Source organism: Tranquillimonas rosea (assembly GCF_900111315.1).
Lineage (GTDB): Bacteria > Pseudomonadota > Alphaproteobacteria > Rhodobacterales > Rhodobacteraceae > Tranquillimonas > Tranquillimonas rosea.
This window is the reverse complement of sequence record NZ_FOGU01000019.1, coordinates 19,622-44,160: the sequence shown is the minus strand read 5'-3', so window position 1 is coordinate 44,160 and position 24,539 is coordinate 19,622. Positions and strand designations below refer to the sequence as shown.

The following is a 24,539-nucleotide window of genomic DNA, read 5'->3' as shown; positions in this document are numbered from 1 at the left end:
AACCTCTGCACATCTCGTCAGGCCATCAAGACCCGACGAAGTCATCTGTCTGACACGTGCTTCGGATACCAAAGGTACCGAAACCGCGCTCAAACAGTGAAGCTGACACTCCCATCATCGCCCGAAGGCTAGAGAGCCGACATGCAAAGCGTCGATCCATCGTATGGACCAAACCGCCCGCATATCTCTTCAGTCACCAGCGATGTCAAAAAGCCCGGAGACAATACCAACAGGATGCGCCCTAACTTACTCGGCGCGCCCCGCCTGCATGACCCCGATGTTATCTCCCGCCTCGTCTGCCGCACGAACCGAAAAACGTCAACCGCTTCCCTGTCCGCCGCCCCGTCTGGCGCCCCGCCAGCGCCTCAGCGCCGCCGGTGAAGGGCTATCTACGGATGTCGCCAAACATCCGCAACCCCTTTTCTAAAAGCACCCCAAATTTTTCGCCAAGACAACCACCATCCCACTGATTTTTAAAGGTTTTCTGGCGAAAAATCAGGCAGTCCACGACCCCGAACACCAACACCCCCTGCCCCGCCAAACACGCCGCCACGACATGACCCAACGGCAGTACGCGCGAGTCACCGAACGCAGCACCGAGCCAGAAGGGCAGCAAGGGACGTCCAATGCGACGAGCGCCTACGACTCGCGCGATCACGTAGACGGATGAACCGCCAGGCCGGAGCCTCGGTGCTGCAGTCCGCGCGGCGACTCGACCTTTAAGCAGGCAAGCGAAGCCGGCGCATCCGACTCGGCGCCGGCGACTCGACACCCAAGACAAACGAACGCGCCGCTGCGCGCACGCGCGCGAGGGCCAGATGTTTCGCGCGCGAAACATCATCATCGTCTAATGATTAAGAAAGAGGAAAGTGGCGCGCTGGGGAGGACTCGAACCCCCGACCCCTTGATTCGTAGTCAAGTGCTCTATCCAACTGAGCTACCAGCGCGGGGTGGGCGCGTCCTATAGTGGGGCGCAGGTGAGCGCAAGGGATTCCGGACGGATTTTTTGAATCCGTCCGTTCAGGCCGCGGACTCCTCGAGCATGCCGACCGATTTCGGCAGCTCGATCTGGAACACCGTCCCCTCGGGCCCCGTGCGGTCGAGCTTCAGCGCCCCGCCATGGCCGCGCACCAGTTCCGCCGCGATGGTCAGGCCAAGGCCGGTTCCCCGGCGCGACCCGCTCTGGAACGGGCGGAAAAGGTGCTCCTGCGCCTTGGCGGGCAGCCCCGGCCCGGTGTCGGACACGCGGATATGCCAGGCCTGCTCGTCCTCGGTGGCGACGATCGAGATCTCGCCCGTCCCGGCCGACGCCTCGATCGCCTGCCGGGCATTGCGCACGAGATTCGACAGCACGCGGAACAGCTGCTCGCCGTCGGCGCGGACGGTCATGCCCGCGGGGATATCGTCGGTGAAGGTGATCTCGGCCTCGTCGACCGACAGCCGCTCGCCCTCGAGCACGTCGTCCACCAGCCGCGACAGCGTCACCCGCTCCAGCGCCGGGGGCGGCTCTTCGGCCTTGCCGAAGGCGAGGGTGGATTCGCACAGGCTCATCGCGCGACTCATCGAGTTGATCAGCTTCGGCGCCATGCGCCGCACCGCCGGGTCCTCGCTGCCGTCGATCCGGTCGGCGAAGAGCTGGGCGGTCGTCAGGATGTTGCGCAGGTCGTGGCTGATCTTGGCGACGGCGCCGCCCAGCTGGGCCAGCCTCTCCTTCTGGCGCAGGGCGCCGGTCAGCTGGGTCTGGAGGCTCTGGAGTGCGGTCTCGGCCTCGCGCAGTTCGCGGACGCTGGCGGAGGGTTCGATGATGCGCCGGTTGTCCTCGGGCGCCTCGGCATAGCGGGCCATCGCGCCCACCACGCCCTTGATCGGCTTCACCATCAGCCGCCGCACGGCGAGGAACAGCAGCAGCGCCGTCACCGCCGAGATCACCGCCGACAGCGCGAGGATTCGCAGGCCGTAGTCGATCATCGCCGCGCGCAGCGGTCCGGTGGCCATCGTCACCTCGATCAGCAGGCCGCCCTCGCGGACCGGGTCGCCGATCACGCGGATCATCCGGTTCTCGGCATGCCACAGATCCGTCACCGCGCCCCGTATCAGTTCCACCGGGCCGGCGCTCCGCAGGTCGTAGGTGGCGTAGATCGGCTTGGGCACGGGCGAGGACAGCACCAGCTGGCGCACCTGGTCGCGCACCAGGACAACGTTGTAGACCTCGGCGTTGTCCAGAAGCTCCTGCGCCAGTTCATCCGAGATCATGTCGGTCGCCAGCAGCGTGAGCGAGGCGATCTGCGCGCGTTCGAGGCGCGAGGCCAGGTAATCCTCGCGGAAGCGTGCGACCGAGGGGACGAAGATCAACACCTCGGCCAGCATGACGAAAACGACCGTCAGGATCAGGAAACGGCCCGACAGGGAGTTCAGAAACATGCGCGCCCTCGTACCCGGCCCGATCAGGGGACGAAGCGCTGCACCGCCCCCACGATCCGCTTGACCCAAGCATTATCAAACAGACGCGGCGAGAAATAGGCCCCCGCCGCTCTCTTGTTGAGCTCCATGAGCGTCGGATACGGAAGCACCGCCGTCGAGATCGCCGACATCTTCAGCCCGGCCGAGATCGCCAACGCCCACATTCCGATCAGTTCGCCCGCCTGCGCGCCGACGATGGTGGCACCCACCGGCTTGCCCTTGACCACCATGACCTTGACGAAGCCCTCGGGGCGGCCCTCGGCGATGGCGCGGTCGCTCTCGTCGTAATTCGCGCGTACGACCTCGACGGCGTCGCCCCATCTCTCGCGGGCCTGCGCCTCGGTCGGGCCGACCTGGGCCAGCTCGGGGTCGGTGTAGGTCGTCCAGGGAATGTGGCTCTGCTTGGCGCGGGCGGGCAGGCCGAACAGGAGGGAACGGATCACGACGCCGCCGTGGTATCCCGCGACATGGGTGAACTGCATCCGGCCTGCCGCGTCGCCCACGGCATAGATCCGGCGGTTCGAGGTGCGCAGGCGGTCGTCCACCTCGACGGCGCGGCCATGGGAGACGCCCGCCTTGTCGAGATCCAGCTGCGCAACGTTCACGCTGCGGCCGACGGCGACCAGAAGGTGCGACCCGGTATGGCGCCCCTGCCCGGTCTCCACCGTGATCTCGCCGGGCTGCCCGGAGATGCGCTCGGCCTGCTGGCCCTCGACGATCTCGACACCTTCCGCGCGCACGCGTGCGAGGACGATTTCCCGCGCGTCGGCATCGTCGCGCGACAGGACCTCGGCACCTTCGATCACCGTGACCCTGCTGCCGAGGCGCGCGTGCGCCTGCGCCATCTCGATCCCGATATTCCCGCCGCCGATGATGATCAGGTGTTCGGGCTTTTCCCGCAGGTCGAAGATCGTCTCGTTCGTGTAATAGGGCACGCCGTCGAGCCCCTCGATCGGCGGGACCAGCGGCGACGAGCCCGTCGCGATGACGAAGCGGCGGGCGCGGATGACATGGTCGCCGGCCTGCAACTCGGTCTCGCTGATGAAATGGCCCCATTCGCGCAGGACGCCGACGCCCAGCCCCTCGAACCGCTCCTGGCTGTCGACGGGGGCGATTGTGTCGATGGCGTGGCGGACGTGATCCTTGACCGCGGCATAGTCGATCTCGGGCTCGGCGGGGGCGATGCCAAAGCGCGCCCCGCTGCGCAGCGCGTGGGCCTGTTTCGCGGCGGCGATCAGGGCCTTGGACGGGACGCAGCCGTAGTTCAGGCAATCGCCGCCCATGCGGCCGCCTTCGACCAGCACGACCCGCGCGCCCATCTGCACGGCCCCAGCGGCCACGGACAGCCCGCCCGACCCCGCGCCGATGACGCAGACATCCGTTTCGATCCGCTCCATCTACAATCCTTTCCTGCCGCGCACGGCCTTCAGCACGATCGGCAGCGCCGCCAGGGCGCAGAGCCCCAGGATCGGCAGCAGGATCTGCGGTTCGAAGATGATCCCCAGGTCGGGCGTCTCGCCCTGCGCGAACACCTCGCCCAGCCCCGCGCCGACCGATGTATAGACGACCGCTCCGGGTATGATCCCGAGAAAGGTGGTCACCACGAATCGCCACAGGCTGACCCCGACGAAGGCGGGGACCAGATTCGCCACGAAGAACGGCACCGCAGGCACCAACCGGATCAGGAACAGCATCTCCCACTGGGTCTCGTCGATGCCCGCCTTGATCCGCTTCACCATGCCTTCGCTCGCGTCCATCCGCTGCGACAGCCGCTCGCCCCAGCCCCAGCGCGCCGCCAGGAAGATCGCCGCGGCGCCGATCGTGGCCGCGGTCACGTTGAACAGAGCGCCGGGAAAGGTCGAGAACAGAAAGCCGCCGGTCAGGGTCGCCAGCGTCGCGCCCGGCAGCGAAAACGCGACCACGGCGGCATAGAGCGCGATGAACCCGGCGACCGTCGCCGCGTAGTTGGCATCGCGAAAGTCCAGCAGACGCTCGCGATTCTCGGCCAGCGTCTCGAAGCTGAGCCAGTCACGCAGGGTAAAGGCCCCCACGATCGCCACGAGCGCGATCGCGACAAGCGGCAGGCGGCGCAACCGGCCCGAATTGCCGGATGTCTGCTGAGTGTCGGTCATCGCGCGCCTCACCTCTTCGGTCTGGGCCGCAACATGCGCTGCCCGGCACGGTTCCGATACCGGTCTCACGTCGCGTTGATATACAGTGAGACTTCCGGCACGTCAGGGATGAGTTCTGTAACAATTCCCGCGCGCGTGGCGTGCGGGGGCGCGACGTGTTGCAATCGCCGCCGCATGGTTGACTTGGCGGAGCGATGTCCGTATCTGCCGGGTTTCGAATACCGGGTCGCCCTCGATTCTCCGCATGCGGCGGATGTCGGGTGGCCCCCAGACGGAGAGACGGCGATGAAACGCACCTTTCAACCTTCGAACCTGGTTCGCAAGCGCCGCCACGGCTTCCGTGCCCGCATGGCGACCAAGGCGGGCCGCAAGATCGTGAACGCACGCCGCGCGCGTGGCCGGAAGACCGTCAGCGCGTAAGCGCACGACGGAGGTATCCTGCGATGACACCGCCGGAGGCGTCTCAGGCTGACCGACAGGTCGCGGCCGGGGCCCCTCCGGCGGTGTCATTTCGCATGTCCGTCCTCAAGAAACGCGCGGATTTCCTCCGCGCTTCGCGGGCCCGGCGTCAGGCGATGCCGGGCTTCGTGCTGCAGGCCCGCCGCCGCGCCGACGACGAACCGGCCCAGGGCGTGCGGGTCGGCTTCACCTGCTCCAAGAAGGTCGGCAACGCCGTCGCCCGCAACCGCGCGAAACGCCGGCTGCGGGCCATCGCGCGTGAGCTGTTGCCGCGCGAGGGCCGCGACGGCTGGGACTATGTCCTGATCGGCCGGCGCGAGGTCACGGCCAGCCGGCCCTATGCCACCCTGCGCGCCGACCTGTCGCGCGCCCTGGACAAGGTGCATCGGTGAGCCCCCTCGCCCACGTGCTTGCCCTTCCCGTCCGCGCCTATCGCCTGCTGTTCAGCCCCTGGGTCGGCCATGGTTGCCGGTTCCATCCCACATGCTCGGCCTATGCGCTCGAGGCGCTGCGCCGCCACGGTGCGCTGCGCGGCGGCTGGCTGACGTTGCGGCGGCTGGCGCGCTGCCAGCCCTGGGGCGGAAGCGGCATCGACAACGTGCCCGACTGACACGCCTCGGGCGGGATGCGGCCGAATGTCGCAAAAAAGCTTGGCGGACGGCTCGGCTGCTGTATAAGAGGGCGCACTGGAACACGTCCGACAGAGGGAGGCGCTTCATGACCGACATGACCGTAGCAACGCGCCGACTTCGCGACGTGTCCGGCCTTGCGGCGTGGTGCGCGCGATATTGATCCTCCCTCCCGCCTGAGGCGGGACCGACGATCTTTCCGCGGCGCCGCCTGCGACCTTTTCAGACCCAACCCTTAACGCAACCGCGACCCGACACGCGTGACCCGTGCGCGCCTGCCGTGGTCGTTCCATGTCCCATCACAAGGGGATCCGGCGGATTATCGGCCGGCTGAACAACATGACGAACGTGATTCATTTCCACCGGGGGCGTGCCTCCGACACCCATCTGCGCGACATCATCGCGACGAACGGCCCGTTCCGGGTGCTGCGTCTCGCGGCGATGGCGCTGATCCGGCCGGCGCCGCGCCCGCCGGACGCGCGGCGCCGGCGGACCACGCTGCTGGCCAGCACCGGGATGAGCGACCATCTGCGCCGCGACCTCGGCCTGCCACCTGCAGGGCAACGGCCCGGCCCGCTCGACCGGATGCCGTGGGAGCGTGACCCCTATCACTTCCTCTGACACCGCCTCCTGCGGCCGCCGCGTCGCGGCCGCAGGGACGCGCGTTTCCCTTGCCCGGTCCCGCCAACTTCACTAGTCCATTCGCATGCTCGACGATGCCGACGATATCCATCCGCTGTTCCACGGCGCCCCCGCGACGACGGAATTCCGCAAGTTGCGCAAGCGGATCATCCGCGACGTGCGCGAGGCCGTCGAACACTACGGCATGGTCGAACGCGGCGCGCGGTGGCTGGTCTGCCTGTCGGGCGGCAAGGACAGCTATACCATGCTGGCCGCCCTGACCGAGATGCAGTGGCGCGGCCTGCTGCCGGTGGACATCCTGGCCTGCAACCTGGACCAGGGGCAGCCGGGCTTTCCGCAGACGGTGCTTCCCGAGTTCCTGGAACGGATGGGCGTGCCGCACCGGATCGAGTACCGCGACACCTATTCCATCGTGACCGACAAGGTGCCCGAGGGGCGCACGTTCTGCGCCCTGTGCTCGCGCCTGCGCCGCGGGCACCTCTACCGCATCGCGCGCGAGGAGGGATGCAGTGCCGTGGTGCTGGGTCACCACCGCGACGACATCCTCGAGACGTTCTTCATGAACCTGTTCCACGGCGGACGGCTGGCGACGATGCCGCCGAAGCTTCTGAACGAAGAGGGCGACCTGTTCGTCTATCGTCCGCTGGCCCATGTGGCCGAGGCCGATTGCGAGAAGTTCGCCCGCGCGATGAACTACCCGATCATCCCCTGCGACCTCTGCGGCAGCCAGGACGGCCTGCAGCGCCAGCAGGTGAAGCAGATCCTCGACGGCTGGGAGAAGAACGCGCCCGGACGGCGGCAGGTGATGTTCCGCTCGCTGATGAACGCGCGGCCCTCGCACCTGCTCGACCCCAAGCTGTTCGACTTCGCGGGGCTCACCCGCGAGGGCGCGGAGCCCGAGGCCGGGCCCGGCTCCGAGCCTCCGGCATAGGGCCGCGGCCCCCGTCACGGACGGGGGAAACGGCTTGACCTTTAGGACCGCGACCTATTGAACGCGCCTTGACCCCCCAATGGCAAGGTGACGGTCCGACCATGGACGATCAGAACAAGAACCTCATTCTTGCAACTGCGCTGAGCTTTCTGGTGATCCTGGTCTGGTTTCTTCTCTTCCCGCCGGAAGAGAACACCCAGACCCAGGAACAGACCAGCACGAGCCAGCCCGCCGACACGGCCGTCGCCCCGCCAGCAACCTCGGACGAGGACGCGACGCCGCCGGCCGCGGGCGACGAGACCCCAGCCGGACGCGAGACCGTGGCAGCCGACATGCCGCGCATCGGCATCGACACGCCCAAGCTGGCCGGCTCGATCTCGTTGCTGGGCGGCCGGATCGACGAGTTGTCGCTGAGCGAATACGACGTGACGATCGATCCGGAATCGCCCGATGTCGAGCTTCTGAGCCCCGTCGGCAGCGCGAACCCGTATTACACGCTCTTCGGATGGGCGCCCGGTGGCGCGCTGGACTATGCCCAGGTGCCCGGCGCGAACACCGAGTGGAGCCAGGTCGGCGACGGCAGCCTGGCGCCCGACAGCCCGGTCACGATGGAATGGGACAACGGCAGCGGGCTGGTGTTCCGCCGCGAGATCGCGATCGACGAGAACTACATGTTCACCGTCACCCAGTCGGTCGAGAACACCACCGGCGACCAGGTGCGGCTTGCCCCCTACGGCATCGTCGCCCGTCACGGCGAGCCCGACACCGTCAACTTTTTCATCCTGCACGAGGGCGTCGTGCAGATGGCCGACGGCGAGCTGACCGAGATCGGCTATTCCGACATGCCCGACCTCGACTACGTCAACCGCGAGGGCGCGCAGGCCGAGGTCACCGACGTCGCCGAGGGCGGCTGGATCGGCTTTACCGACAAGTACTGGATGACGACGCTGATCCCCGAGCAGGGCAGCGGCTTCACCGAGGTGGCGAAGTACGTTCCCTCGGCCGACATCTACCAGACCGAGGCGCGGCAGCCGGCGGTCGACGTGGCCCCCGGCGAGACCGTGACGCGGCAGACCCGCGTCTTCGCGGGCGCCAAGGAATGGGCCACCATCCGCAACTATGAGGCCGGTCGCACGCTCGACAATTTCGGCGCCTCGCTGGCCTACGGGCTGGGACTCGCGCCGCAGACCGGGATCGACGGCTTCCTTGATTCGATCGACTGGGGCTGGTTCTTCTTCCTGACCAAGCCGATCTTCTTCGTCCTGCACAACATCGAGGACCTGATCGGCAACATGGGCTGGTCGATCATCATCCTGACGCTGATGATCAAGGCACTGCTCTTCCCGCTGGCCTACAAGTCCTACGTCTCGATGGCGAAGATGAAGGAACTCCAGCCCGAGATGGAGAAGATCAAGGAGAAGGCCGGGGACGACCGCCAGAAGCTCCAACAGGAGATGATGGCGCTCTACAAGGAGAAGAAGGTGAACCCCGCTTCGGGCTGCCTGCCGATCCTGCTGCAGATCCCGATCTTCTTCTCGCTCTACAAGGTGATCTTCGTCACGCTCGAGCTGCGCCACGCGCCCTGGTTCGGCTGGATCCGCGACCTCTCGGCGCCCGATCCGTCGTCGATCCTGAACCTGTTCGGCCTGCTGCCCTTTGCCGTGCCGGACCTCGGGCCGCTCGACCTCATCTCGCTCGGCATCCTGCCGATCCTGCTGGGTGTCTCGATGTGGCTGCAGCAGAAGCTGAACCCGGCGCCGACGGATCAGACCCAGGCGATGATCTTTGCCTGGATGCCGTGGGTGTTCATGTTCATGCTGGGGCAGTTCGCCAGCGGGCTGGTGCTGTACTGGATCGCGAACAACACGATCACGTTCTCGCAGCAGTACCTCATCATGCGCAGCCAGGGCTACAAGCCGAACGTGTTCGGCAACATCCGCCAGAGCTTCTCCCGCAAGAAGGGCGAAGAGGGCGGCGACAAGAAGGCGCGGGACAAGACATGACCGCGACCGTCGCCGCGCTGTGGCGGCACCCGATCAAGGCGGTCGGGGCCGAGCCCCTGACCGAGACACGGATGATCGCCGGGCAGACCCTGCCCGGCGATCGCGTCTGGGCAGTGGCCCACGAGGCGGCGAAGCTGAGCGATGGCTGGTCGCCCTGCGCGAACTTCAACCGCGGCGCCAAGGCACCGGCTCTGATGGCGGTCACGGCGCGGCTCGAGGGCGACGCCGTCCGCCTGAGCCATCCCGACCGCGACGACCTCACCGTCTCACCCGAGACCGAGCCCGAGGCGCTGCTGGACTGGGTGCGCCCGCTGGTTCCCGAGGGGCGCGCCGCGCCCGCAAGGATCGTCCGCGCCGAGGCGCGCGGCATGACCGACAGCGCCTTCCCTTCGATCTCGATCCTGAACCGCGCCTCCCTGTCCGAGCTGAGCCGCGCGGCGGGTCACGCGATGGACGAGCGGCGCTTTCGCGGCAATGTCTGGGTCGAGGGGCTGGAGCCCTGGCAGGAATTCGACCTCGTCGACCGCGAGATCCGGCTGGGCGACGCCACGCTTGCCGTGCGCGAGCGAATCGGCCGTTGCAGGGCGACCCATGCCGATCCGGCGACCGGCAGCGTGGATACCGACACGCTTGGCCTGCTTCGCGAGAACTTCGGCCACACCCAGTTCGGCATCTACGCCGAGGTGATCGAGGGCGGCCCCGTCGCGCTCGGCGATGCGCTGACGGTGCTCTGATGGTCCAGCTTCCCTTTCCCGTCACACAGCCCGACGCGGCCGAGATCGAGACCGGGCGCAAGATGTTCGCCGGCGAGACGCAGTTCCTCAAGGGCGTCGTCGCGATGTCGGGCCTGCCCGACGCGGACCGGCCCGAGGTGTGCTTTGCAGGCCGCTCGAACGTGGGCAAGTCGACGCTGATCAACGCTCTCACCGGTCGCAAGGCAATCGCGCGCGCCTCGAACACGCCGGGGCGGACGCAGGAGATCAACTATTTCACCCTCGCCGACCGCTACCTGGTCGACCTTCCGGGCTACGGCTATGCCAAGGCCCCGGTCGATGTGGTCGCGCGGTGGCAGGCCCTGCTCAAGGCCTACCTGCAAGGTCGCCCCACCCTGCGCCGCGCCTTCGTGCTGATCGACGCGCGCCACGGGGTGAAGGACGTCGACGAAGAGATACTTTCGCTGCTGGATTCGGCGGCCGTGACCTTTCAGGCGGTGCTGACCAAGGCCGACAAGGTCAAGACGGCTGACCGCGAGAAGGCGCTGGACCGCACCCGCGCGGCGCTGTCCAAGCACCCCGCCGCTTTCCCGGAACTCATTGTAACGTCGTCGGAAACCGGCCACGGCATCGACGTGCTGCGCGCGGTGATCGCCTCTCTCTGAGCCGCCGGCGCCCCGCCCTGCGACAAAAAAACCGAACTTGACGTCGGGACCGATCCCGGACCCGTCGCGTTAGGGACGAAGTGCAGCCGGGAGCTTCGTCATGAAATCATACCTTCCCACGCCACGCGTCGCGCTTACTGCCGTTGGTATTCTGGCCGGCCTCGGCATCGTCGGCGGGATCGCAGGCGGCATCGTCATCTCGCTCGGCGGGATGAACGTCTCTGCCCGTCCACAGCATAACGCGCTCGTGACGGAGATGTTGCACTATACTTTCAAACGAAGCGTCGCCGCCCGATCCGGCGACATCGCGGTGCCCGAGGACCTGCACACCGAGGGACGGGTCAAGCTGGGCGCCCAGCACTATGCCAATGTCTGCTCGAAGTGCCACGGTGGACCGGGGCTGGGCCAGAACCCGGTGGCGCTCTCGATGCGGCCGCGGCCGCAGCACCTGCCCTCGGTCGTGGACCAGTTCGACGACGACGAACTCTACTACATCCTCTGGAACGGCGTGAAGTTCAGCGCGATGCCCTCGTGGCCGACGGACGAGCGCGACGACGCCGGCATCTGGGCGACGGTCGCCTTCCTCCGCGCGATGCCCGAGATGAGCGCCGAGCAGTATTCCGAAATGGTCGCCCCCACCCGGCAGCAGATCGAGGACACGCCCGTCCTGCCCTATGGCGAGATCGGCGAATTGGCCGAGGTCTCGATGGAGCCGAAGGCGCCGCCGCTGGACGAGTATCTCTACGCCTCTCCGGCGACCGGTTGGCCCGACCTCGGCATGGACGGCCTGCCCGTCACCCGCTGCGCCGCGTGCCACGGCACCGACGGCGCGGGCGACGCGACGAATGGCGAGGCACCGAACCTGACCACGCTCGAGCCGGACTACATCGCCCACACCCTGCAGGAATACGCCACCGGCAAGAAGCCGAGCGCGATCATGCAGACCGTCGCCGCGAACCTGTCGAACAGCCAGATCGACCGGCTCGCCACCTATTACGATTTGCTTCCCGACGTCGGCTCGGGCGCCACCCTGTCGCAGGACGCCTCGGTCGAGGCCGGGCGCGTGATCGCGCTGAACGGCAAGGAAGGCGCGGTGCCGTCGTGCCTGACCTGCCATGACGGCGGCGAGACCGAGGGCAGCATCTTCGTGCCGCATCTCGCCGGGCAGTCGCCCGTCTACATCAAGCGCAAGCTCGACGCCTACGCGGTGGCCGAGTCCGACGGCCAGATCGGCTATCACCCGATGCCGTTCGTCGCGAGCAACCTCGACGCCGTCGACCGTACCAACCTTGCCGCCTATTTCGGCTCGCTCGAACCCGGCGAAGAACCCGCGCGCCCCGAGCGCGAGGTGGATCTGGCCAATGCCGAGAACCTCGTCGAGACCGTCTGCGTCGAATGTCACGAGGAAGGCGGGCTGGGCACCAACTCGGGCGAGTTCCCGAACCTGACGGTGCACACACCCGCCTATATCGAGCAGCAGCTCTGGGCCTTCCGCGCCCAGGAGCGCATGAATGACCGCATGTTCCAGACGGCCACCCGGCTGGAGGCGCAGGACATCGCGGACCTGGCCGCCTATTTCGGCAACCGTCCCGCGCAGGATTCGCGCATGCCGGAGGGCTACGACCCGCAATCCGAGGGCGTGAGCCGCGGCGCCGAGATCGCGCAGAACGGCGTGCCCGACGCGGGCGTCCCGGCCTGCCTATCCTGCCACGGAGAGGCGACGACGGCCGACATGCCGATCTTCGCGCGGCTGCACGGCCAGAATCCGGTCTACCTCGAACACCGGCTCGAGACCTTCGCCCAGACCGAGAACGACGAGCTCTACGCGCTGAACCCGATGGGCGAGATCTCGAAGGCGCTGAGCCAAGAGCAGCGCGCCGACGTGGCCGCGTGGTTCGCCGCGCAGGATGCGCTGTCCAAGACCGCCGCCGACTGACCCTGCGGAAGCGGGCTCTGGCGTCGGCCCCTTGAGGCCCTCCCCCGGAGGGACTAACAGGGGCCGATGCCCGAGGAAGAGCCCATGAAGAAGCAGACCGTCACCGCCGAAGACTGGATCGCCGCCGCCCGGACCCTGAACGCCGCGCTGCCGAACCTGCAGCGATATGACGGCGCGACCGTCGTCATCAAGCTGGGCGGGCACGCCATGGGCAGCGACGAGGCCATGGAAAGCTTTGCGCGTGACGTCGTGCTGATGCAGCAGGTCGGCGTGAACCCGGTGATCGTCCACGGCGGCGGGCCGCAGATCAACCAGATGCTCGAACGGCTGACGATCAAGAGCGATTTCGTCGGCGGCAAGCGCGTGACCGATCTCGCGACGGTCGAGGTCGTCGAGATGGTGCTGTCGGGGCTGGTGAACAAGCGGATCGTCCAGGCGATCAACGCCGCCGGCGGCAAGGGCGTGGGCCTGTCGGGCAAGGATGCCAACCTGATGGTCTGCGAACAGGCCGACCCCGCGCTCGGCTTCGTGGGCAAGCCGGTCGGCTTCAACCCCGACTTCCTGCGCTCGCTCCACGCGGCCGAGATCATCCCCGTCATCGCCCCGATCGGCGGCGGGTCCGACGGCGCGACCTACAACGTCAACGGCGACACGGCGGCGGGCGCCATCGCCGCGTCGCTCAAGGCCGACCGCCTGCTTCTGCTGACGGACGTGTCTGGCGTGAAGGACAACACCGGCGAGATCGTCAGCGAGATCACCCCCGAGCAGATCCGCCAGATGACGGATGACGGCGTGATCGCGGGAGGCATGATCCCCAAGACCGAGACCGCGCTGGCCGCCATCGACGACGGCGTGCGCGCGGTGGTCATCCTCGACGGGCGGGCGCCCAACGCCTGCCTCCTCGAACTCTATACCGAGCACGGGGCCGGCAGCCTGATCCGGCCGCCGCGGTGACGGTGCCCGACCGGCTCGAGCCGCTGCTCGCGCCCGACGGTCTGACCGTGCTGGGTGGCTTTCACCCGCTGCCGACGGACGATCTGGGGGCCATCCGCACGCTTCTGATGGTCGGGCCCGGCGCGACTTTCTGGCAGGTCTTTGCCGCCTCGGACGAGTACGCCGACGGGCAGCCCGATCCGCTGGACCGCTGGACCCGGCGGGTGCTGGGCCGGATCGCGCACGGGCTGGACGCAATCAGCCTGTTCCCCTTCGGCGGGCCGCCCTTTCACCCCTTTCTCAGCTGGGCGCGGCGCACGGGGCGCGCGTGGCCGTCGCCGGTGGGGCTGACGGTGCATGCCGAGCAGGGGTTGTGGCTATCCTATCGCGGGGCGCTGGGGCTGTACGACGAGGTGCCGGTACCCGAGGCGATGCCCTGCCCCTGCGACACATGCGCCGACCGCCCATGCCTGACCGCCTGCCCGGTCGATGCGCTGAGCGCCGAGAGCTACGATGTCGACCGCTGCCAGGCTCATGTCACGGCACCCGAGGGCGTCGCCTGCCGCACCGCAGGCTGCCGGGTGCGCGCGGCCTGCCCGGTCGGAGACGACATCCCGAACGCGCGCGCCGCGTTCCACATGGAGGCGTTCCTGCGATGACGCGCACCCTGATCCTCACCCGTCACGCCAAGTCGGACTGGGGCACCCCGGCGCTGCCCGACCATGACCGCCCGCTGAACGCACGCGGCCAGGCCGCCGCGCCCGAGATCGGCGCCCAGATCGCCGCGCGGTACATGCCCGACGCGGCGCTCGTGTCCTCGGCGCGCCGGGCGCAGGAGACATGGGCGGGCCTGGGGCTGACCGGCGTCGAGATGACGACAGACCCGTCGCTCTACCTCGCGGCGCCGGACAGGCTGTTGGAGCGGCTGCAGCGGGCCGAGGGAGCCTGCGTGCTGATGATCGGGCACAATCCCGGCTTCGCGTCCTTCGCGCGGCAGGTGCTCGTCACGCCGCCGGTTCATCCGTCCTTCGCCAAGTTCCCCACCTGCGCCACGCTGGTCGCCGCGTTCGACGTGGACGCCTGGAACGAAATACGGCCCGGCACGGGCCGGGCCGTCGACTTCGTGGTCCCCAAGGACCTCTGACCCGCGGCTCAGTGACCGAGGATCTGGCTGAGGAACAGCTTGGTCCGGTCGGATTGCGGGTTGTTGAAGAACTCCTTGGGCTCGTTCTGCTCGACGATCTGGCCCTGGTCCATGAAGATCACCCGGTTCGCCACGGCCTGCGCAAAGCCCATCTCGTGCGTGACGCAGAGCATCGTCATGCCCTCTTCGGCAAGCTCGATCATCGTGTCGAGCACTTCCTTGATCATCTCCGGGTCCAGCGCCGATGTCGGCTCGTCGAACAGCATGATCCGCGGCTTCATGCAGAGCGACCGGGCGATGGCCACGCGCTGCTGCTGACCGCCCGAAAGCTGGCCGGGATACTTGTCGGCCTGCTCGGGGATCTTCACCTTCTCGAGGAAGTGCATCGCCGTTTCCTCGGCCTCCTTCTTGGGCGTCTTGCGCACCCAGAGCGGGGCAAGCGTGCAATTCTCGAGGATGGTGAGGTGCGGGAACAGGTTGAAGTGCTGGAACACCATCCCGACCTCGGAGCGGATCGTGTCGATGTTCTTGAGGTCCGAGCTCAACTCGGTCCCGTCCACGACGATGCGGCCGGCCTGATGCTCTTCGAGCGCGTTCAGGCAGCGGATCAGGGTGGATTTGCCCGACCCGGACGGCCCGCAGATCACGATCCGCTCGCCCCGGTAGACGGTCAGGTTGATGTCGCGCAGCACGTGGAAGCTGCCGAACCACTTGTTCATCTCGGTGATCTGGATCGCGACCTCGTCGGAGACCGTCATCTGGCTCCGGTCGATCTCGCGGCGCTGCTCAACCTCGAGGGCGGCGTCGGTCATGGTCGGTCTCCTTAGCGGTTTTCACGCTGGAGCTTGCGCTCCAGGTAGATCGAATAGCGGGACATGCTGAAGCAGCAGATGAAGAAGAGCACGCCGATGAACACGAAGAGCTCCCAGTAGATGCCGTTCCACTCGGTCGTGGCGCGGATCGAGTTGGACAGCCCGATCGGGTCCAGAAGGCCGATGAAGACCACCAGCGTCGTGTCCTTGAACAGGCCGATGAACGTGTTGACGATGCCGGGGATCGAGATCTTCAGCGCCTGCGGCAGGATGATCAGCCGCATCGACTGCCAGTAATCGAGCCCGAGGCTGTCGGCGCCCTCGTACTGGCCCGACGGCAGCGCCGCGAGCCCGCCGCGCACGACCTCGGCGATGTAGGCCGAGGAGAACAGCGTCGCCATGATGATGACGCGCAGCATCAGGTCGAAGTTCGTGCCCGGCGGCAGGAAGTAGTTCAGCAGCAGCGACGCGGTGAAGAGCCACACGATCAGTGGCACGCCCCGGATGATCTCGATGAAACCGATCGAGACCTTGTTGATGATGAACAGGTGCGACTGCCGCCCCAGCGCCAGGAGGATGCCCAGCGGCAGCGACAGCAGGATCGCCGAAAGGCCGATGATCGTCGACAGCATGAAGCCGCCGAAATCGTCCGAGGGGATGAACGGCAGCCCGATCGGCGCGATCCCGGTCAGCGCCCGCGCGAGCGGCCCGGCCAGGAACAGCCAGTAGAGAATCGGCACCACGATGGCGGCGATGCTGGCGGCCAGCTTGCCCCCCGCGCGGAAGCCCAGGGAATAGGCCCCCGCCCCGATGGCAAAGCCGAGAGCGGTGGCGACCGGCCCCCAGATGCTGCCGCCCCAGAACAGGGCGTAGCAGACGAACGGCGTCGCCGCAGAGGCCCAGAGCAGCTTGCGCGGCAGACTGGTAAACAGCACTGGCGACATGCCGGCCAGGAACACGACGAAGCCCAGGACAGCGCGCCAATAGGCCTCGACCGGGTAGAAGCCGAACAGCAGCTGGTGCCAGCGTTCGCGGATGACCGCGAAGCAGGCCGACGCGGCGTCCGGGCCGTAGCGCTCGTTCCGGATCTCGCGACATTCGCTGAGCGAGCCGGCGTTCCAGACCATCTGCAGGAACCACGGCAGCAGGTGGGACAGGGCGAAATAGATCACCGCCAGGGACACCACCGTCAGAAGGATGTTCAGCCAGCCCGAGAACAGGTTCTCGCGCACCCAGCGGATCACGCCGGTTTCCGAGATCGGCGGCTCCTGCGGTTCGATCATCGAGTCGCGGACGAAGCGGACGGTCTGTGCGTGGGTATCGCTCATCTCACCGCTCCTTCAGCTTGATCGAGGCGTTGTAGATGTTCAGCAGCCCCGAGATCAGCAGGCTGAGCAGAAGATAGAACAGCGCCATCAGCAGCATGCCCTCCAGCTCGCGGCCGGTCTGGTTGATGCTGATGCCGCCCAGGGTCGAGCGGACGTCCATGTAACCCACCGCGATCGCCAGCGACGAGTTCTTGGTGAGGTTCAGGTACTGCGAGATCAGCGGCGGCACGATGACGCGCAGCGCCTGCGGCAGGATCACCAGGTTCATCACCCGGTTCGGGCGCAGGCCCAGGGCGAAGGCGGCCTCGCTCTGGCCCTTGTTGACCGACAGGATGCCGCTGCGGACGATCTCGGCGATGAAGGCGCCGGTATAGAGCGACAGCGCGAGCCACAGGGCGATGAGCGAGTTCCGCAGGTGGATGCCGCCCTCGAAGTTGAAGCCGCCCAGGACGGGGCGCTCGAACTCGACCGGGTTGCCGCGAAGGATCGTGTCGGACAGCACGGCGGGCTGCCCCTCGAAGCCGCCATTGGCGATGTAGGGCCCGGCATCTGCCGACGGCAGGCTGACCACGTTGCAGTCGCCCGACTGGAAGCCGGCAAGCGCGCCCTGCTCGTCGGTGAACGGCACTGCGTTGTAGTTCAGGTCGTCTGCCATCAGCCGCCGCTCGAGGTTGAGCGAGGCAGCCGAGCCGGGGATCAGGCACACGTTCAGCCCGCTCTGGGACTGGGCGAAATCGGCGAGGCTCGACTGCTCGGTCGCGCCCGCCGCGACGATCGCCTGCTCGCGCCCGCCGGTGATGGCGGCGAAGGCGAAATAGACGATCAGCGTGGGAATGAAGAACAGCGCGAGCGAGACCCGCATGACGGGCAGAAGCTGCCCCCGCGATTCAAGCCGTTGCCGTGCGAACCGCCGCCATGCCCAGATCCCCACCAGCGAGGCGACGAACACCGCGATCATCACGCCGGCCCCGTCGCCCCAGTTCGGCGCGGGCACGTAGACGCCCCGGTTCGTGATTGCCACCCAATCGAACAGCAGCGACGCGCCGCCGCCCTCGCGGAAATCTCGCGGCTGGGGCGTCGACTCGGTCATCAGCGCGAAGATGGCGATAATCCACAGCAGCAGGGGCACATTGCGGAAGCCCTCGACGTAGATCGTCATCAGCCGCGCCACGAGCCAGTTCTTTGACAGCCGCAGCACGCCGGCGATCACGCCGATGACCGTGGCGAGGATGCAGCCCATGAAAGCCACGAGGAGCGTGTTCAGGATCCCGACCAGCGCGGCGCGCGCATGGGTGGCGCCGCTGGTGTACGGGATGAGCGTCTGGTTGATGTCGTAGCCGGCGCGCTGGCCCAGGAAACCGAAGTCGAAATCCTTGCCGAGCGCCTCGAGGTTGGCGACCGTGTTCGCGATCAGCCACCAGAAGAACGCCATCAAGAGGATGAAGGCGACCACCTGGATCGTCAGCGAGCGATACCGCGTGTCGTAGAGCAGCTGGCTCAGCCGGAACGACTCCTGCGGCGGCTGGGTGAGCGTCGTCATGTATGGGGGCTCCCTGCTTCGTCATTCCCGGCCGTTCTTTTGCGGCCTTGGTGCGAAGTCGTATTATGGAAAGGCGTGTTTCGGGCCTTCTGCTCCGGGGGCGCCGGCGCCGGCGCCCCCGGAAATGCCGTTACCGGAACGGCGGCGCGTAGAGCAGACCGCCGTTGGTCCATTGCGCGTTCAGGCCACGCGACAGGCCGACCGGGGTGCTCTCGCCGATGTAGCGCTCGAACAGCTCGCCGTAATTGCCGCCCGCTTTGATCGCGTTCACGGCCCAGTCCGATTCAAGACCGATCATCTCGCCCAGGTTGCCCTCGGTGCCGAGGATGCGGTTGATCTCGGGGTTGTTGGTGCCCTGCGCCAGCTCGTCGATGTTGGCCGAGGTGATGCCATACTCTTCGGCGGCAACCAGCGCGTTCAGCGTCCAACGGACGATGTCGCCCCACTCGTTGTCGCCGTGGCGGACCAGCGGGCCGAGCGGCTCTTTCGAGATGATCTCGGGCAGGATGACGTGCTCTTGCGGGTTCTCGAATGTCGCGCGCGTGGCGGCCAGGCCCGAGGCGTCCGTCGTGTAGACGTCGCAGGCGCCGGCAAGGTACTGCTGCTGCGCTTCGGCGTTGGTCTCGATCGGGACGGGTTCGTAGCTGATGTTGTTGACGCGGAAGAAGTCCGCGAGGTTCAGCTCGGTCGTCGTACCGGTCTGGATGCAGACGGTGGCGCCGTCGAGATCCTTCGCCGAGGTCACGCCCAGCTCTTTCGGGATCATGAAGCCCTGACCGTCATAATAGTTCACGCCGGTGAACTCGAACTTGAGGTCGTTGTCGCGGGTGAAGGTCCAGGTCGTGTTCCGCGCCAGCATGTCGACTTCGCCCGAGGCGAGCGCCGTGAAACGAGTCTGACCCGTGGTGGTGACGAATTCCACCGCCATCGGATCGCCCAGCACCGCGGCGGCAACCGCGCGGCAGACGCCGACGTCGAAGCCTTCCCAGGTACCATTGCTGTCCGGCGCGGCGAAACCGACGAGACCGGTGTTCACACCGCAGTTCAGGTGCCCACGCGCCTGAACGTCGTCGAGTGTCGCGGCGCCAGCGGCACCGGCCGTCAGGCCAACCGCCGTGAGAGCGCCGAGAAATAGGGATTTCGTCATGTGTACCTCTTCCTGAGTTCCCGCCTGTCAAAGCGGTTTGAGTCGGCCCTCCCTGGACCGTTGCCTGCGCATTAGGCAGATGCCTTCGCGCGGTCGCAAGTGTGGTCGCAATCTCAAACACAGGTCAAGAGCGGGTTCCGCCGTGGGACCCTAGGTCACGGAGCAGCACACCGGGCATTTGCCCATTTATTGGGCGGCGTGAAATGTTTCCCGCACAAGCGCGAAATGCCGCGCCGCCGCCACGAAGGCGTGCTGTTTTTTCGCCGCAGCCTCCTCGGCTTCGGCGTCGACGCCCCATTGCTCGGCCTGCCACAGCTCGTCGAGCCGCGACAGCGTCCAGAGCCGGTCCGGCTCGGCCGCGCCGTCGGCCGCGGCGAGGCCGAGAACCAGCGACCCGGTCAGACTGACGAGGTCGTGAAATGCCGCGAGCTCGAACGCGGTCATGTCGCGGACGGGCGCGCCCAGCGTGTCCACGGCGCCGGGCTTCTGCGCCTGGGGCATGACGCCCTCGGCCGCGATCAGCCGGGCACCGAACCGCTCTCCCGCCCAGTCGAGCCAGGGGTCCCAGGCCTCGGCCTGGCGGGCCACCAGTTCCTTCGGCTGCGCCGCGCGGTAACACAACAGGTCGGTCTCGCCGTAGGAGACCAGCATCTCGGCCACCTCGTCCTGCTGGTGGGCGACCTTGTCGATGGCCGCGTTCGCCCACCGCGTCGCGGGCATGTTCGCGGGGCTCAGGACCTCTTCCTGCGCGTCCCACTCGTCGGCGACGGCCTGCGCCGCCGCGTGGTTGGGCAGGGTCAGCGGAACCTTCGCCGGCGTGCGTACAGGGCGTCCATCGAGATGCACCGCGTAGCCGTCATCGGTCGGGGCGGGCTCGGCCTTTGTCCAGAACCGTTTGACCGTCCATTCGCTCATGCCGGGGCCTTTCCTGCCGTCTCGAGCGCGAGGCGCAGCGCCTCGGCGTCGTCGGCGACCGACAGGGCCCCTGCCTGCGTCAGCGCCGCGCCCGGGTGATACCCCCAGCCGACGCCAAGCGCGGCGACCCCGGCCGATCGCGCCATTTCCATGTCGAAGCTCGTGTCGCCGATCATCACCGTCGCCGTCGCGTCGATCCCCGTCTCGGCCATCGCCGTGCGCACCATCGAGGGGTGCGGCTTCGACGGGTGGTCGTCGGCCACCTGGACCGTCAGGAACAGCGGCGCCAGAGCGTGCGCCTCGAACAGGTGATCGAGGCCACGCCGCGACTTGCCGGTCGCGACGCCCAGCACCGCCTCGGGCATGGCGGCCAGCGTGTCGAGCAGGTCCATCATGCCGGGAAAGAGCGGCGGCGCGCCCTCCAGCCCGGCCGCGCGACGCGACGACGAGAACGAGTCCTTGTACGCCTCCACCAGCCGCGCAAGGTCGTCGGGGCCGGCCTGCGGCGCGAGCCGCGCCATCGCCTGCGGCAGCGACAGGCCGACGATCGACAGGATCTCCGCGCGCGCGGGCGGAGGCATCTCGCAGGCAGCGAAGGCCGTGCTCATGGCGGCGACGATATGCGCCTGGCTGTCCACCAGCGTGCCGTCGACGTCGAACAGGATGAGGCGCGGTGTCATGTATCCTCGAGAAACGGGTCGTCGGGTACGTCGGCGGCACGCCATTCCAGCGCGTCCCAGGTGCGGACCATGTGCTCGGGCAGCGGCGCGGTCAGGGCAAGGCGGGCCTGCGTGAACGGATGCGTGATCGTCAGGAAGCGCGCGTGGAGGTGCAGCTTGCGGCTCATCTCGCCGCCCAGCTGCGCCCCCCAGCCGTCGCCCAGGTTCTCCTGCCCCGAGCCGCCGTACTTGCCGTCACCGACCACGGGATGGCCCAGCTCGGCCATGTGCGCACGCAGCTGGTGCGTGCGCCCCGTCACCGGCACCAGCGCCACCCAGGCCGCCCGCGTCGCCAGAGCGGACAGGACGGCATAGTCGGTGGTCGCGTGCTTGGCGTCCGGCGTGCCGTCGACCTCGTCGGGATGGAGGCAGAGCATCTTCTCGCCCTCGCCCTTCTTGCCGTGGCCCGGCGCCTTGACGAGGCCGAACTTGATCGTCCCCATGCGCGGCGTCGGTACCCCCGCGACGGCGGCCCAGTAGATCTTGCGCGTGTGCCGGGCGCGGAACGCCGCGGTCAGGCTGCTTGCCGCCGCCTGGTGCCGCGCCAGAAGAAGGATGCCCGACGTGTCCTTGTCGAGCCGGTGCACCAGCCGGGGCTTGTCGGACAGCCCGAACTTCAGCGCCTCGGCCAGCCCGTCGACATGGCGGGTCTGCTTGCTGCCGCCCTGGCTGGGCAGGCCCGGCGGCTTGTTGATCGCGATGAGATGGTCGTCGCGGTAGATCACCGTGCTGCGGATCATCTCGGCATCGGCGTCCGAGATGCGCGAGCGGACCTGCGCCGGCGCCTTGGCCCCGGCATCGGGCAGCGGCGGCACGCGGACTTCCTGCCCCGGCCCGATCCTGGTGTTCGCCTTGACCCGGCCCCCGTCGACGCGGATGTCGCCCTTGCGGCACATCTTCTCGATCTGGCCCTGCGTCACCTGCGGAAAGTGACGGCGGAACCAGCGGTCGAGCCGCTGCTCGGCCTCTTCGGCGGCGACGACGCGCAGTTGCACCCCGCTCATGCGATCACCGCCCGCGTCGCCCAGAGCCCGACGGACAGCGCGGCCACGGACCCACCCACCGACAGCGCGACGTAGAGCGCGGCCTGCGCCGGCTGCCCGCGCTCGAACAGCATCACCGTTTCGAGCGAGAAGGAGGAGAAGGTCGTGAAACCGCCCAGCACGCCGGTCATCACCAGAGGCGAGAGATGGGTCAGCCCGCGTTCCGCCGCGACGACGACGAAGACGCCCATCAGGAACGAGCCGATGATGTTCACAGCGAGGATCGGCACGGGAAATCCGCCCGGCGTGACCAGGCGCGAGATCGCCAGCCCCGCGCCCCACCGGGCGGAGGCGCCGAGCGCCCCGCCGAGAGCCACCTGAAGAAGCGTCGAAATCATGCGCGCGTCAATCGGCCCGGGGCCGCCCCTTGTCAACCGTCCTGCCGCCTTGCCCTGAGCTTGGCGAACCAGTCGAGCCGCTTTTTCAGCTCGCGTTCATAACCCCGTTCGACCGGGTGGTAGTAGATCCCGCGCTTGATCCCGTCGGGAAAGTAGTTCTGCCCCGAGAACGCGTCCTCGGCATCGTGATCGTATTCGTAGCCGGCGCCATAGCCCTCGTCCTTCATCAGCTGGGTCGGGGCGTTGCGGATGATCTTGGGCGGCGGCTCGGACCCGGTCTGCTTCGCGGCGGCGCGGGCGGCCTTGTAAGCGGCGTAACCCGCGTTCGACTTGGGGGCGAGGGAGAGGTAGATCACCGCCTGCCCCAACGCCAGCTCACCCTCGGGCGAGCCCAGCCGCTCGTAGGTCTCCCACGCGTGCAGGCAGTGGGTCTGCGCCTGCGGATCGGCGAGGCCGATGTCCTCGATCGCCATGCGCGTGATCCGCCGGGCAAGATAGCGGGGGTCCTCGCCCCCCTCGAGCATCCGCGACAGCCAGTAGAGCGCGGCGTCGGGGTCGGAGCCGCGCACCGACTTGTGCAGCGCCGAGATCAGGTTGTAATGTGCGTCGCCCGACTTGTCGTACTGCGCCGCACGCCGGGTCAGCCGCCCCGTCAGCCCCGCGATGTCGAGCGGCAGGTCGAGCCGCCACGCCGCCAACTGCTCGATCAGGTTCAGCGCGGCGCGACCGTCGCCGTCGGCCATCTCGAGCAGGGCATCGCGCGCCTCGCCGGTGAGCGGCAGCTTGTGGCCCAGCTCGGACTCGGCCCGCTGTGCCAAGAGCTCGAGGTCGGACAGCTCCAGCCGGTTCAGCACCAGCACCTGCGCGCGGCTCATCAACGCGGCGTTGAGTTCGAAGGAAGGGTTCTCGGTCGTCGCACCCACCAGCAGGATGGTGCCGTCTTCCATGTGCGGCAGGAAGCTGTCCTGCTGCGCCTTGTTGAACCGGTGGATCTCGTCGACGAACAGCAGCGTCCCCTGCCCGTTCCCGCGCCGCACCTTTGCCGCGTCGAACACCTTCCGCAGTTCGGGGACGCCGGTGAAGATGGCGCTGATCTGGACGAAGTGCAGATCGGTTTCGTCCGCGAGCAGCCGCGCGATCGTCGTCTTGCCAACGCCCGGCGGCCCCCAGAAGACCAGCGACGACAACGTGCCCGCGGCCAGCATCGCACCCAGCGGCGCCTCGGGGCCGAGGACGTGCTGCTGGCCGATCACGTCGGTCAGGGCACGCGGGCGCAGCCGGTCGGCCAGCGGCCGCGGGGCGCCGGTCGTCTCGGCCGGGGGCGATTCCGGCTCGGATGAAGAGAACAGGTCAGCCACGCCCGTTATCTAGGAGCGGCCGAGGCGCTTGGGAAGCCGCGTTCAGAGCAGGTTTCGCTGCCGCGCGCGCTGGATCGCCTCGGCAGTGGTGCGAGCCTGCAGCGCCTCTCGCGCCTTGCGCAGCCGCGCCTTGAAGCCCGACAGCGAAATGTCGAGCAATTGCGCTGCCTCGGCATGACGACACCCATTCGCGACGAGCCGCAAGGCGTGCCGCTGCCGATCATTCAGCGTATCCGGCGGCGTCGCGGCACGATGCAGATTCTCGACGATATCCGTTATTTCGGCGATTTCGACCGCGGTGAATTCCCGGTCGCTACGGGCGAACCCGCCGATCGAACGCGACGAGACGGGCCCGAAGGAAATCGCGACGCCGTAGCGCAGACCGTATTCCGCGGCCTGTTCCAGAATGTCGTGCGGATCGGGAATCGGAAGCTCGCTCCACCGGCACGCGCCCTCGGAGCTGAACGCCCACGAAATAAGGGGATCGCACAGCATGTACCCGCGCGTGGAATAGAGATGTATCCACGCGCTCGGATATGTCTTGAAAGATGCGTGGGCCAATCCGAACCGGAAATGCAGACCCAGGGCATAGCCGGCGGGCGCCAGAACCCCGAGCCGTGCCAGACCAGGCCTGAGCCCGTCCGAGGTGGAAAGATCCGTCGTCATTTGAGACGCTCCGAACTTGCGTCGGT

The 24,539-nt window shown here is 67.7% G+C and carries 26 protein-coding genes and 1 tRNA gene; 12 read left to right on the top strand and 15 right to left on the bottom strand.

All coding sequences use genetic code 11. The annotated features are described in order from the left end of the window. Nucleotides 1-385 precede the first annotated feature (385 nt). The 5 genes from BMZ25_RS20615 to BMZ25_RS19680 all read right to left on the bottom strand — a co-directional run bounded on the left by BMZ25_RS20615 (nucleotide 386) and on the right by BMZ25_RS19680 (nucleotide 4,592). Nucleotides 386-616, bottom strand: coding sequence for a hypothetical protein (locus BMZ25_RS20615; RefSeq protein WP_143071582.1), 231 nt, complete (start codon nucleotides 614-616; stop codon nucleotides 386-388). Between the two features lie 254 nt (nucleotides 617-870). Further along, nucleotides 871-947 (bottom strand) — tRNA-Arg (locus BMZ25_RS19695). A gap of 73 nt (nucleotides 948-1,020) precedes the next feature. After that, on the bottom strand, nucleotides 1,021-2,421 hold the full coding sequence (locus tag BMZ25_RS19690) for a sensor histidine kinase (protein ID WP_092696358.1): 1,401 nt from the start codon (nucleotides 2,419-2,421) through the stop codon (nucleotides 1,021-1,023). 23 nt (nucleotides 2,422-2,444) lie between these two features. After that, a complete protein-coding gene (locus BMZ25_RS19685) occupies nucleotides 2,445-3,857 on the bottom strand; it encodes a dihydrolipoyl dehydrogenase family protein (protein ID WP_092696357.1) in 1,413 nt (470 codons plus the stop codon). Further along, a complete protein-coding gene (locus BMZ25_RS19680) occupies nucleotides 3,858-4,592 on the bottom strand; it encodes a TVP38/TMEM64 family protein (protein WP_092696356.1) in 735 nt (244 codons plus the stop codon). A 285-nt stretch (nucleotides 4,593-4,877) separates the two neighbouring features. Between BMZ25_RS19680 and rpmH the strand changes: the two genes are divergently transcribed. The 12 genes from rpmH to BMZ25_RS19620 all read left to right on the top strand — a co-directional run bounded on the left by rpmH (nucleotide 4,878) and on the right by BMZ25_RS19620 (nucleotide 14,647). Beyond that, the gene (rpmH, locus tag BMZ25_RS19675) at nucleotides 4,878-5,012 is read left to right on the top strand and encodes a 50S ribosomal protein L34 (RefSeq protein ID WP_092696355.1); all 135 of its coding nucleotides are present in this window, start codon (nucleotides 4,878-4,880) and stop codon (nucleotides 5,010-5,012) included. 23 nt (nucleotides 5,013-5,035) lie between these two features. Next, nucleotides 5,036-5,443: a ribonuclease P protein component gene (rnpA, locus tag BMZ25_RS19670; RefSeq protein WP_092696354.1), complete on the top strand. Its 408-nt coding sequence runs from the start codon at nucleotides 5,036-5,038 to the stop codon at nucleotides 5,441-5,443. Further along, complete coding sequence (gene yidD, locus BMZ25_RS19665) at nucleotides 5,440-5,661, top strand: membrane protein insertion efficiency factor YidD (RefSeq protein ID WP_092696353.1); 222 nt, start codon at nucleotides 5,440-5,442, stop codon at nucleotides 5,659-5,661. Before rnpA ends, yidD begins: the two co-directional genes overlap by 4 nt. A 310-nt stretch (nucleotides 5,662-5,971) precedes the next feature. Then, nucleotides 5,972-6,301, top strand: coding sequence for a hypothetical protein (locus BMZ25_RS19660; RefSeq protein WP_092696352.1), 330 nt, complete (start codon nucleotides 5,972-5,974; stop codon nucleotides 6,299-6,301). Nucleotides 6,302-6,386: 85 nt separating this feature from the next. Further along, nucleotides 6,387-7,253 carry a tRNA 2-thiocytidine(32) synthetase TtcA gene (ttcA, locus tag BMZ25_RS19655; RefSeq protein ID WP_092696351.1) on the top strand — a complete coding sequence of 289 codons (867 nt, stop codon included), beginning with the start codon at nucleotides 6,387-6,389 and terminating at the stop codon, nucleotides 7,251-7,253. A 101-nt stretch (nucleotides 7,254-7,354) separates the two neighbouring features. After that, entirely contained in the window at nucleotides 7,355-9,256 is a 1,902-nt protein-coding gene (yidC, locus tag BMZ25_RS19650; RefSeq protein ID WP_092696350.1) for a membrane protein insertase YidC, read from the top strand. Continuing rightward, nucleotides 9,253-9,990 (top strand): MOSC domain-containing protein, encoded by a 738-nt coding sequence (locus BMZ25_RS19645; RefSeq protein ID WP_092696349.1) that lies wholly within the window; start codon nucleotides 9,253-9,255, stop codon nucleotides 9,988-9,990. Before yidC ends, BMZ25_RS19645 begins: the two co-directional genes overlap by 4 nt. Further along, a complete protein-coding gene (gene yihA, locus BMZ25_RS19640; protein ID WP_092696348.1) occupies nucleotides 9,990-10,634 on the top strand; it encodes a ribosome biogenesis GTP-binding protein YihA/YsxC in 645 nt (214 codons plus the stop codon). Before BMZ25_RS19645 ends, yihA begins: the two co-directional genes overlap by 1 nt. Before the next feature lie 100 nt (nucleotides 10,635-10,734). Then, nucleotides 10,735-12,570, top strand: a complete 1,836-nt coding sequence (locus tag BMZ25_RS19635) for a c-type cytochrome (protein WP_092696347.1) — start codon at nucleotides 10,735-10,737, stop codon at nucleotides 12,568-12,570. Between the two features lie 84 nt (nucleotides 12,571-12,654). Further along, nucleotides 12,655-13,524 carry an acetylglutamate kinase gene (argB, locus tag BMZ25_RS19630; protein WP_092696360.1) on the top strand — a complete coding sequence of 290 codons (870 nt, stop codon included), beginning with the start codon at nucleotides 12,655-12,657 and terminating at the stop codon, nucleotides 13,522-13,524. Further along, nucleotides 13,521-14,162 carry a ferredoxin gene (locus BMZ25_RS19625; protein ID WP_235859949.1) on the top strand — a complete coding sequence of 214 codons (642 nt, stop codon included), beginning with the start codon at nucleotides 13,521-13,523 and terminating at the stop codon, nucleotides 14,160-14,162. The genes argB and BMZ25_RS19625 overlap by 4 nt, the downstream gene beginning before the upstream one ends. Beyond that, nucleotides 14,159-14,647 carry a SixA phosphatase family protein gene (locus BMZ25_RS19620; protein ID WP_092696346.1) on the top strand — a complete coding sequence of 163 codons (489 nt, stop codon included), beginning with the start codon at nucleotides 14,159-14,161 and terminating at the stop codon, nucleotides 14,645-14,647. The genes BMZ25_RS19625 and BMZ25_RS19620 overlap by 4 nt, the downstream gene beginning before the upstream one ends. A gap of 8 nt (nucleotides 14,648-14,655) precedes the next feature. Here the strand turns inward: BMZ25_RS19620 and BMZ25_RS19615 are convergent, their stop codons facing one another. The 10 genes from BMZ25_RS19615 to BMZ25_RS19570 form a co-directional block, all read right to left on the bottom strand. Further along, the gene (locus BMZ25_RS19615) at nucleotides 14,656-15,459 is read right to left on the bottom strand and encodes an amino acid ABC transporter ATP-binding protein (protein WP_092696345.1); all 804 of its coding nucleotides are present in this window, start codon (nucleotides 15,457-15,459) and stop codon (nucleotides 14,656-14,658) included. A gap of 11 nt (nucleotides 15,460-15,470) precedes the next feature. Further along, a complete protein-coding gene (locus BMZ25_RS19610) occupies nucleotides 15,471-16,787 on the bottom strand; it encodes an amino acid ABC transporter permease (protein ID WP_092696344.1) in 1,317 nt (438 codons plus the stop codon). Nucleotide 16,788: 1 nt separating this feature from the next. After that, on the bottom strand, nucleotides 16,789-18,327 hold the full coding sequence (locus tag BMZ25_RS19605) for an ABC transporter permease subunit (RefSeq protein WP_092696343.1): 1,539 nt from the start codon (nucleotides 18,325-18,327) through the stop codon (nucleotides 16,789-16,791). Nucleotides 18,328-18,457: 130 nt separating this feature from the next. After that, nucleotides 18,458-19,474 carry an amino acid ABC transporter substrate-binding protein gene (locus BMZ25_RS19600; RefSeq protein ID WP_092696342.1) on the bottom strand — a complete coding sequence of 339 codons (1,017 nt, stop codon included), beginning with the start codon at nucleotides 19,472-19,474 and terminating at the stop codon, nucleotides 18,458-18,460. A gap of 186 nt (nucleotides 19,475-19,660) precedes the next feature. Further along, nucleotides 19,661-20,389 (bottom strand): ATP12 family chaperone protein, encoded by a 729-nt coding sequence (locus BMZ25_RS19595; protein WP_092696341.1) that lies wholly within the window; start codon nucleotides 20,387-20,389, stop codon nucleotides 19,661-19,663. Then, nucleotides 20,386-21,069: an HAD-IA family hydrolase gene (locus BMZ25_RS19590; RefSeq protein ID WP_092696340.1), complete on the bottom strand. Its 684-nt coding sequence runs from the start codon at nucleotides 21,067-21,069 to the stop codon at nucleotides 20,386-20,388. The genes BMZ25_RS19595 and BMZ25_RS19590 overlap by 4 nt, the downstream gene beginning before the upstream one ends. Further along, on the bottom strand, nucleotides 21,066-22,112 hold the full coding sequence (locus BMZ25_RS19585; RefSeq protein ID WP_092696339.1) for an RluA family pseudouridine synthase: 1,047 nt from the start codon (nucleotides 22,110-22,112) through the stop codon (nucleotides 21,066-21,068). The genes BMZ25_RS19590 and BMZ25_RS19585 overlap by 4 nt, the downstream gene beginning before the upstream one ends. Beyond that, nucleotides 22,109-22,489: a fluoride efflux transporter CrcB gene (gene crcB, locus BMZ25_RS19580; protein ID WP_092696338.1), complete on the bottom strand. Its 381-nt coding sequence runs from the start codon at nucleotides 22,487-22,489 to the stop codon at nucleotides 22,109-22,111. The genes BMZ25_RS19585 and crcB overlap by 4 nt, the downstream gene beginning before the upstream one ends. A 32-nt stretch (nucleotides 22,490-22,521) precedes the next feature. Beyond that, nucleotides 22,522-23,847 (bottom strand): replication-associated recombination protein A, encoded by a 1,326-nt coding sequence (locus BMZ25_RS19575; RefSeq protein ID WP_092696337.1) that lies wholly within the window; start codon nucleotides 23,845-23,847, stop codon nucleotides 22,522-22,524. 42 nt (nucleotides 23,848-23,889) lie between these two features. Then, nucleotides 23,890-24,513 carry an autoinducer binding domain-containing protein gene (locus tag BMZ25_RS19570; RefSeq protein WP_092696336.1) on the bottom strand — a complete coding sequence of 208 codons (624 nt, stop codon included), beginning with the start codon at nucleotides 24,511-24,513 and terminating at the stop codon, nucleotides 23,890-23,892. Nucleotides 24,514-24,539 lie beyond the last annotated feature (26 nt).

What these genes read in the sequence shown, in the direction of transcription:
- BMZ25_RS19690 (WP_092696358.1), bottom strand. Translation starts at nt 2,421, where the DNA reads ATGTTTCTGAACTCCCTGTCGGGCCGTTTCCTGATCCTGACGGTCGTT.
- BMZ25_RS19685 (WP_092696357.1), bottom strand. Translation starts at nt 3,857, where the DNA reads ATGGAGCGGATCGAAACGGATGTCTGCGTCATCGGCGCGGGGTCGGGC.
- BMZ25_RS19680 (WP_092696356.1), bottom strand. Translation starts at nt 4,592, where the DNA reads ATGACCGACACTCAGCAGACATCCGGCAATTCGGGCCGGTTGCGCCGC.
- rpmH (WP_092696355.1), top strand. Translation starts at nt 4,878, where the DNA reads ATGAAACGCACCTTTCAACCTTCGAACCTGGTTCGCAAGCGCCGCCAC.
- rnpA (WP_092696354.1), top strand. Translation starts at nt 5,036, where the DNA reads ATGACACCGCCGGAGGCGTCTCAGGCTGACCGACAGGTCGCGGCCGGG.
- BMZ25_RS19660 (WP_092696352.1), top strand. Translation starts at nt 5,972, where the DNA reads ATGTCCCATCACAAGGGGATCCGGCGGATTATCGGCCGGCTGAACAAC.
- ttcA (WP_092696351.1), top strand. Translation starts at nt 6,387, where the DNA reads ATGCTCGACGATGCCGACGATATCCATCCGCTGTTCCACGGCGCCCCC.
- yidC (WP_092696350.1), top strand. Translation starts at nt 7,355, where the DNA reads ATGGACGATCAGAACAAGAACCTCATTCTTGCAACTGCGCTGAGCTTT.
- BMZ25_RS19645 (WP_092696349.1), top strand. Translation starts at nt 9,253, where the DNA reads ATGACCGCGACCGTCGCCGCGCTGTGGCGGCACCCGATCAAGGCGGTC.
- yihA (WP_092696348.1), top strand. Translation starts at nt 9,990, where the DNA reads ATGGTCCAGCTTCCCTTTCCCGTCACACAGCCCGACGCGGCCGAGATC.
- BMZ25_RS19635 (WP_092696347.1), top strand. Translation starts at nt 10,735, where the DNA reads ATGAAATCATACCTTCCCACGCCACGCGTCGCGCTTACTGCCGTTGGT.
- argB (WP_092696360.1), top strand. Translation starts at nt 12,655, where the DNA reads ATGAAGAAGCAGACCGTCACCGCCGAAGACTGGATCGCCGCCGCCCGG.
- BMZ25_RS19620 (WP_092696346.1), top strand. Translation starts at nt 14,159, where the DNA reads ATGACGCGCACCCTGATCCTCACCCGTCACGCCAAGTCGGACTGGGGC.
- BMZ25_RS19615 (WP_092696345.1), bottom strand. Translation starts at nt 15,459, where the DNA reads ATGACCGACGCCGCCCTCGAGGTTGAGCAGCGCCGCGAGATCGACCGG.
- BMZ25_RS19610 (WP_092696344.1), bottom strand. Translation starts at nt 16,787, where the DNA reads ATGAGCGATACCCACGCACAGACCGTCCGCTTCGTCCGCGACTCGATG.
- BMZ25_RS19605 (WP_092696343.1), bottom strand. Translation starts at nt 18,327, where the DNA reads ATGACGACGCTCACCCAGCCGCCGCAGGAGTCGTTCCGGCTGAGCCAG.
- BMZ25_RS19600 (WP_092696342.1), bottom strand. Translation starts at nt 19,474, where the DNA reads ATGACGAAATCCCTATTTCTCGGCGCTCTCACGGCGGTTGGCCTGACG.
- BMZ25_RS19595 (WP_092696341.1), bottom strand. Translation starts at nt 20,389, where the DNA reads ATGAGCGAATGGACGGTCAAACGGTTCTGGACAAAGGCCGAGCCCGCC.
- BMZ25_RS19590 (WP_092696340.1), bottom strand. Translation starts at nt 21,069, where the DNA reads ATGACACCGCGCCTCATCCTGTTCGACGTCGACGGCACGCTGGTGGAC.
- BMZ25_RS19585 (WP_092696339.1), bottom strand. Translation starts at nt 22,112, where the DNA reads ATGAGCGGGGTGCAACTGCGCGTCGTCGCCGCCGAAGAGGCCGAGCAG.
- crcB (WP_092696338.1), bottom strand. Translation starts at nt 22,489, where the DNA reads ATGATTTCGACGCTTCTTCAGGTGGCTCTCGGCGGGGCGCTCGGCGCC.
- BMZ25_RS19570 (WP_092696336.1), bottom strand. Translation starts at nt 24,513, where the DNA reads ATGACGACGGATCTTTCCACCTCGGACGGGCTCAGGCCTGGTCTGGCA.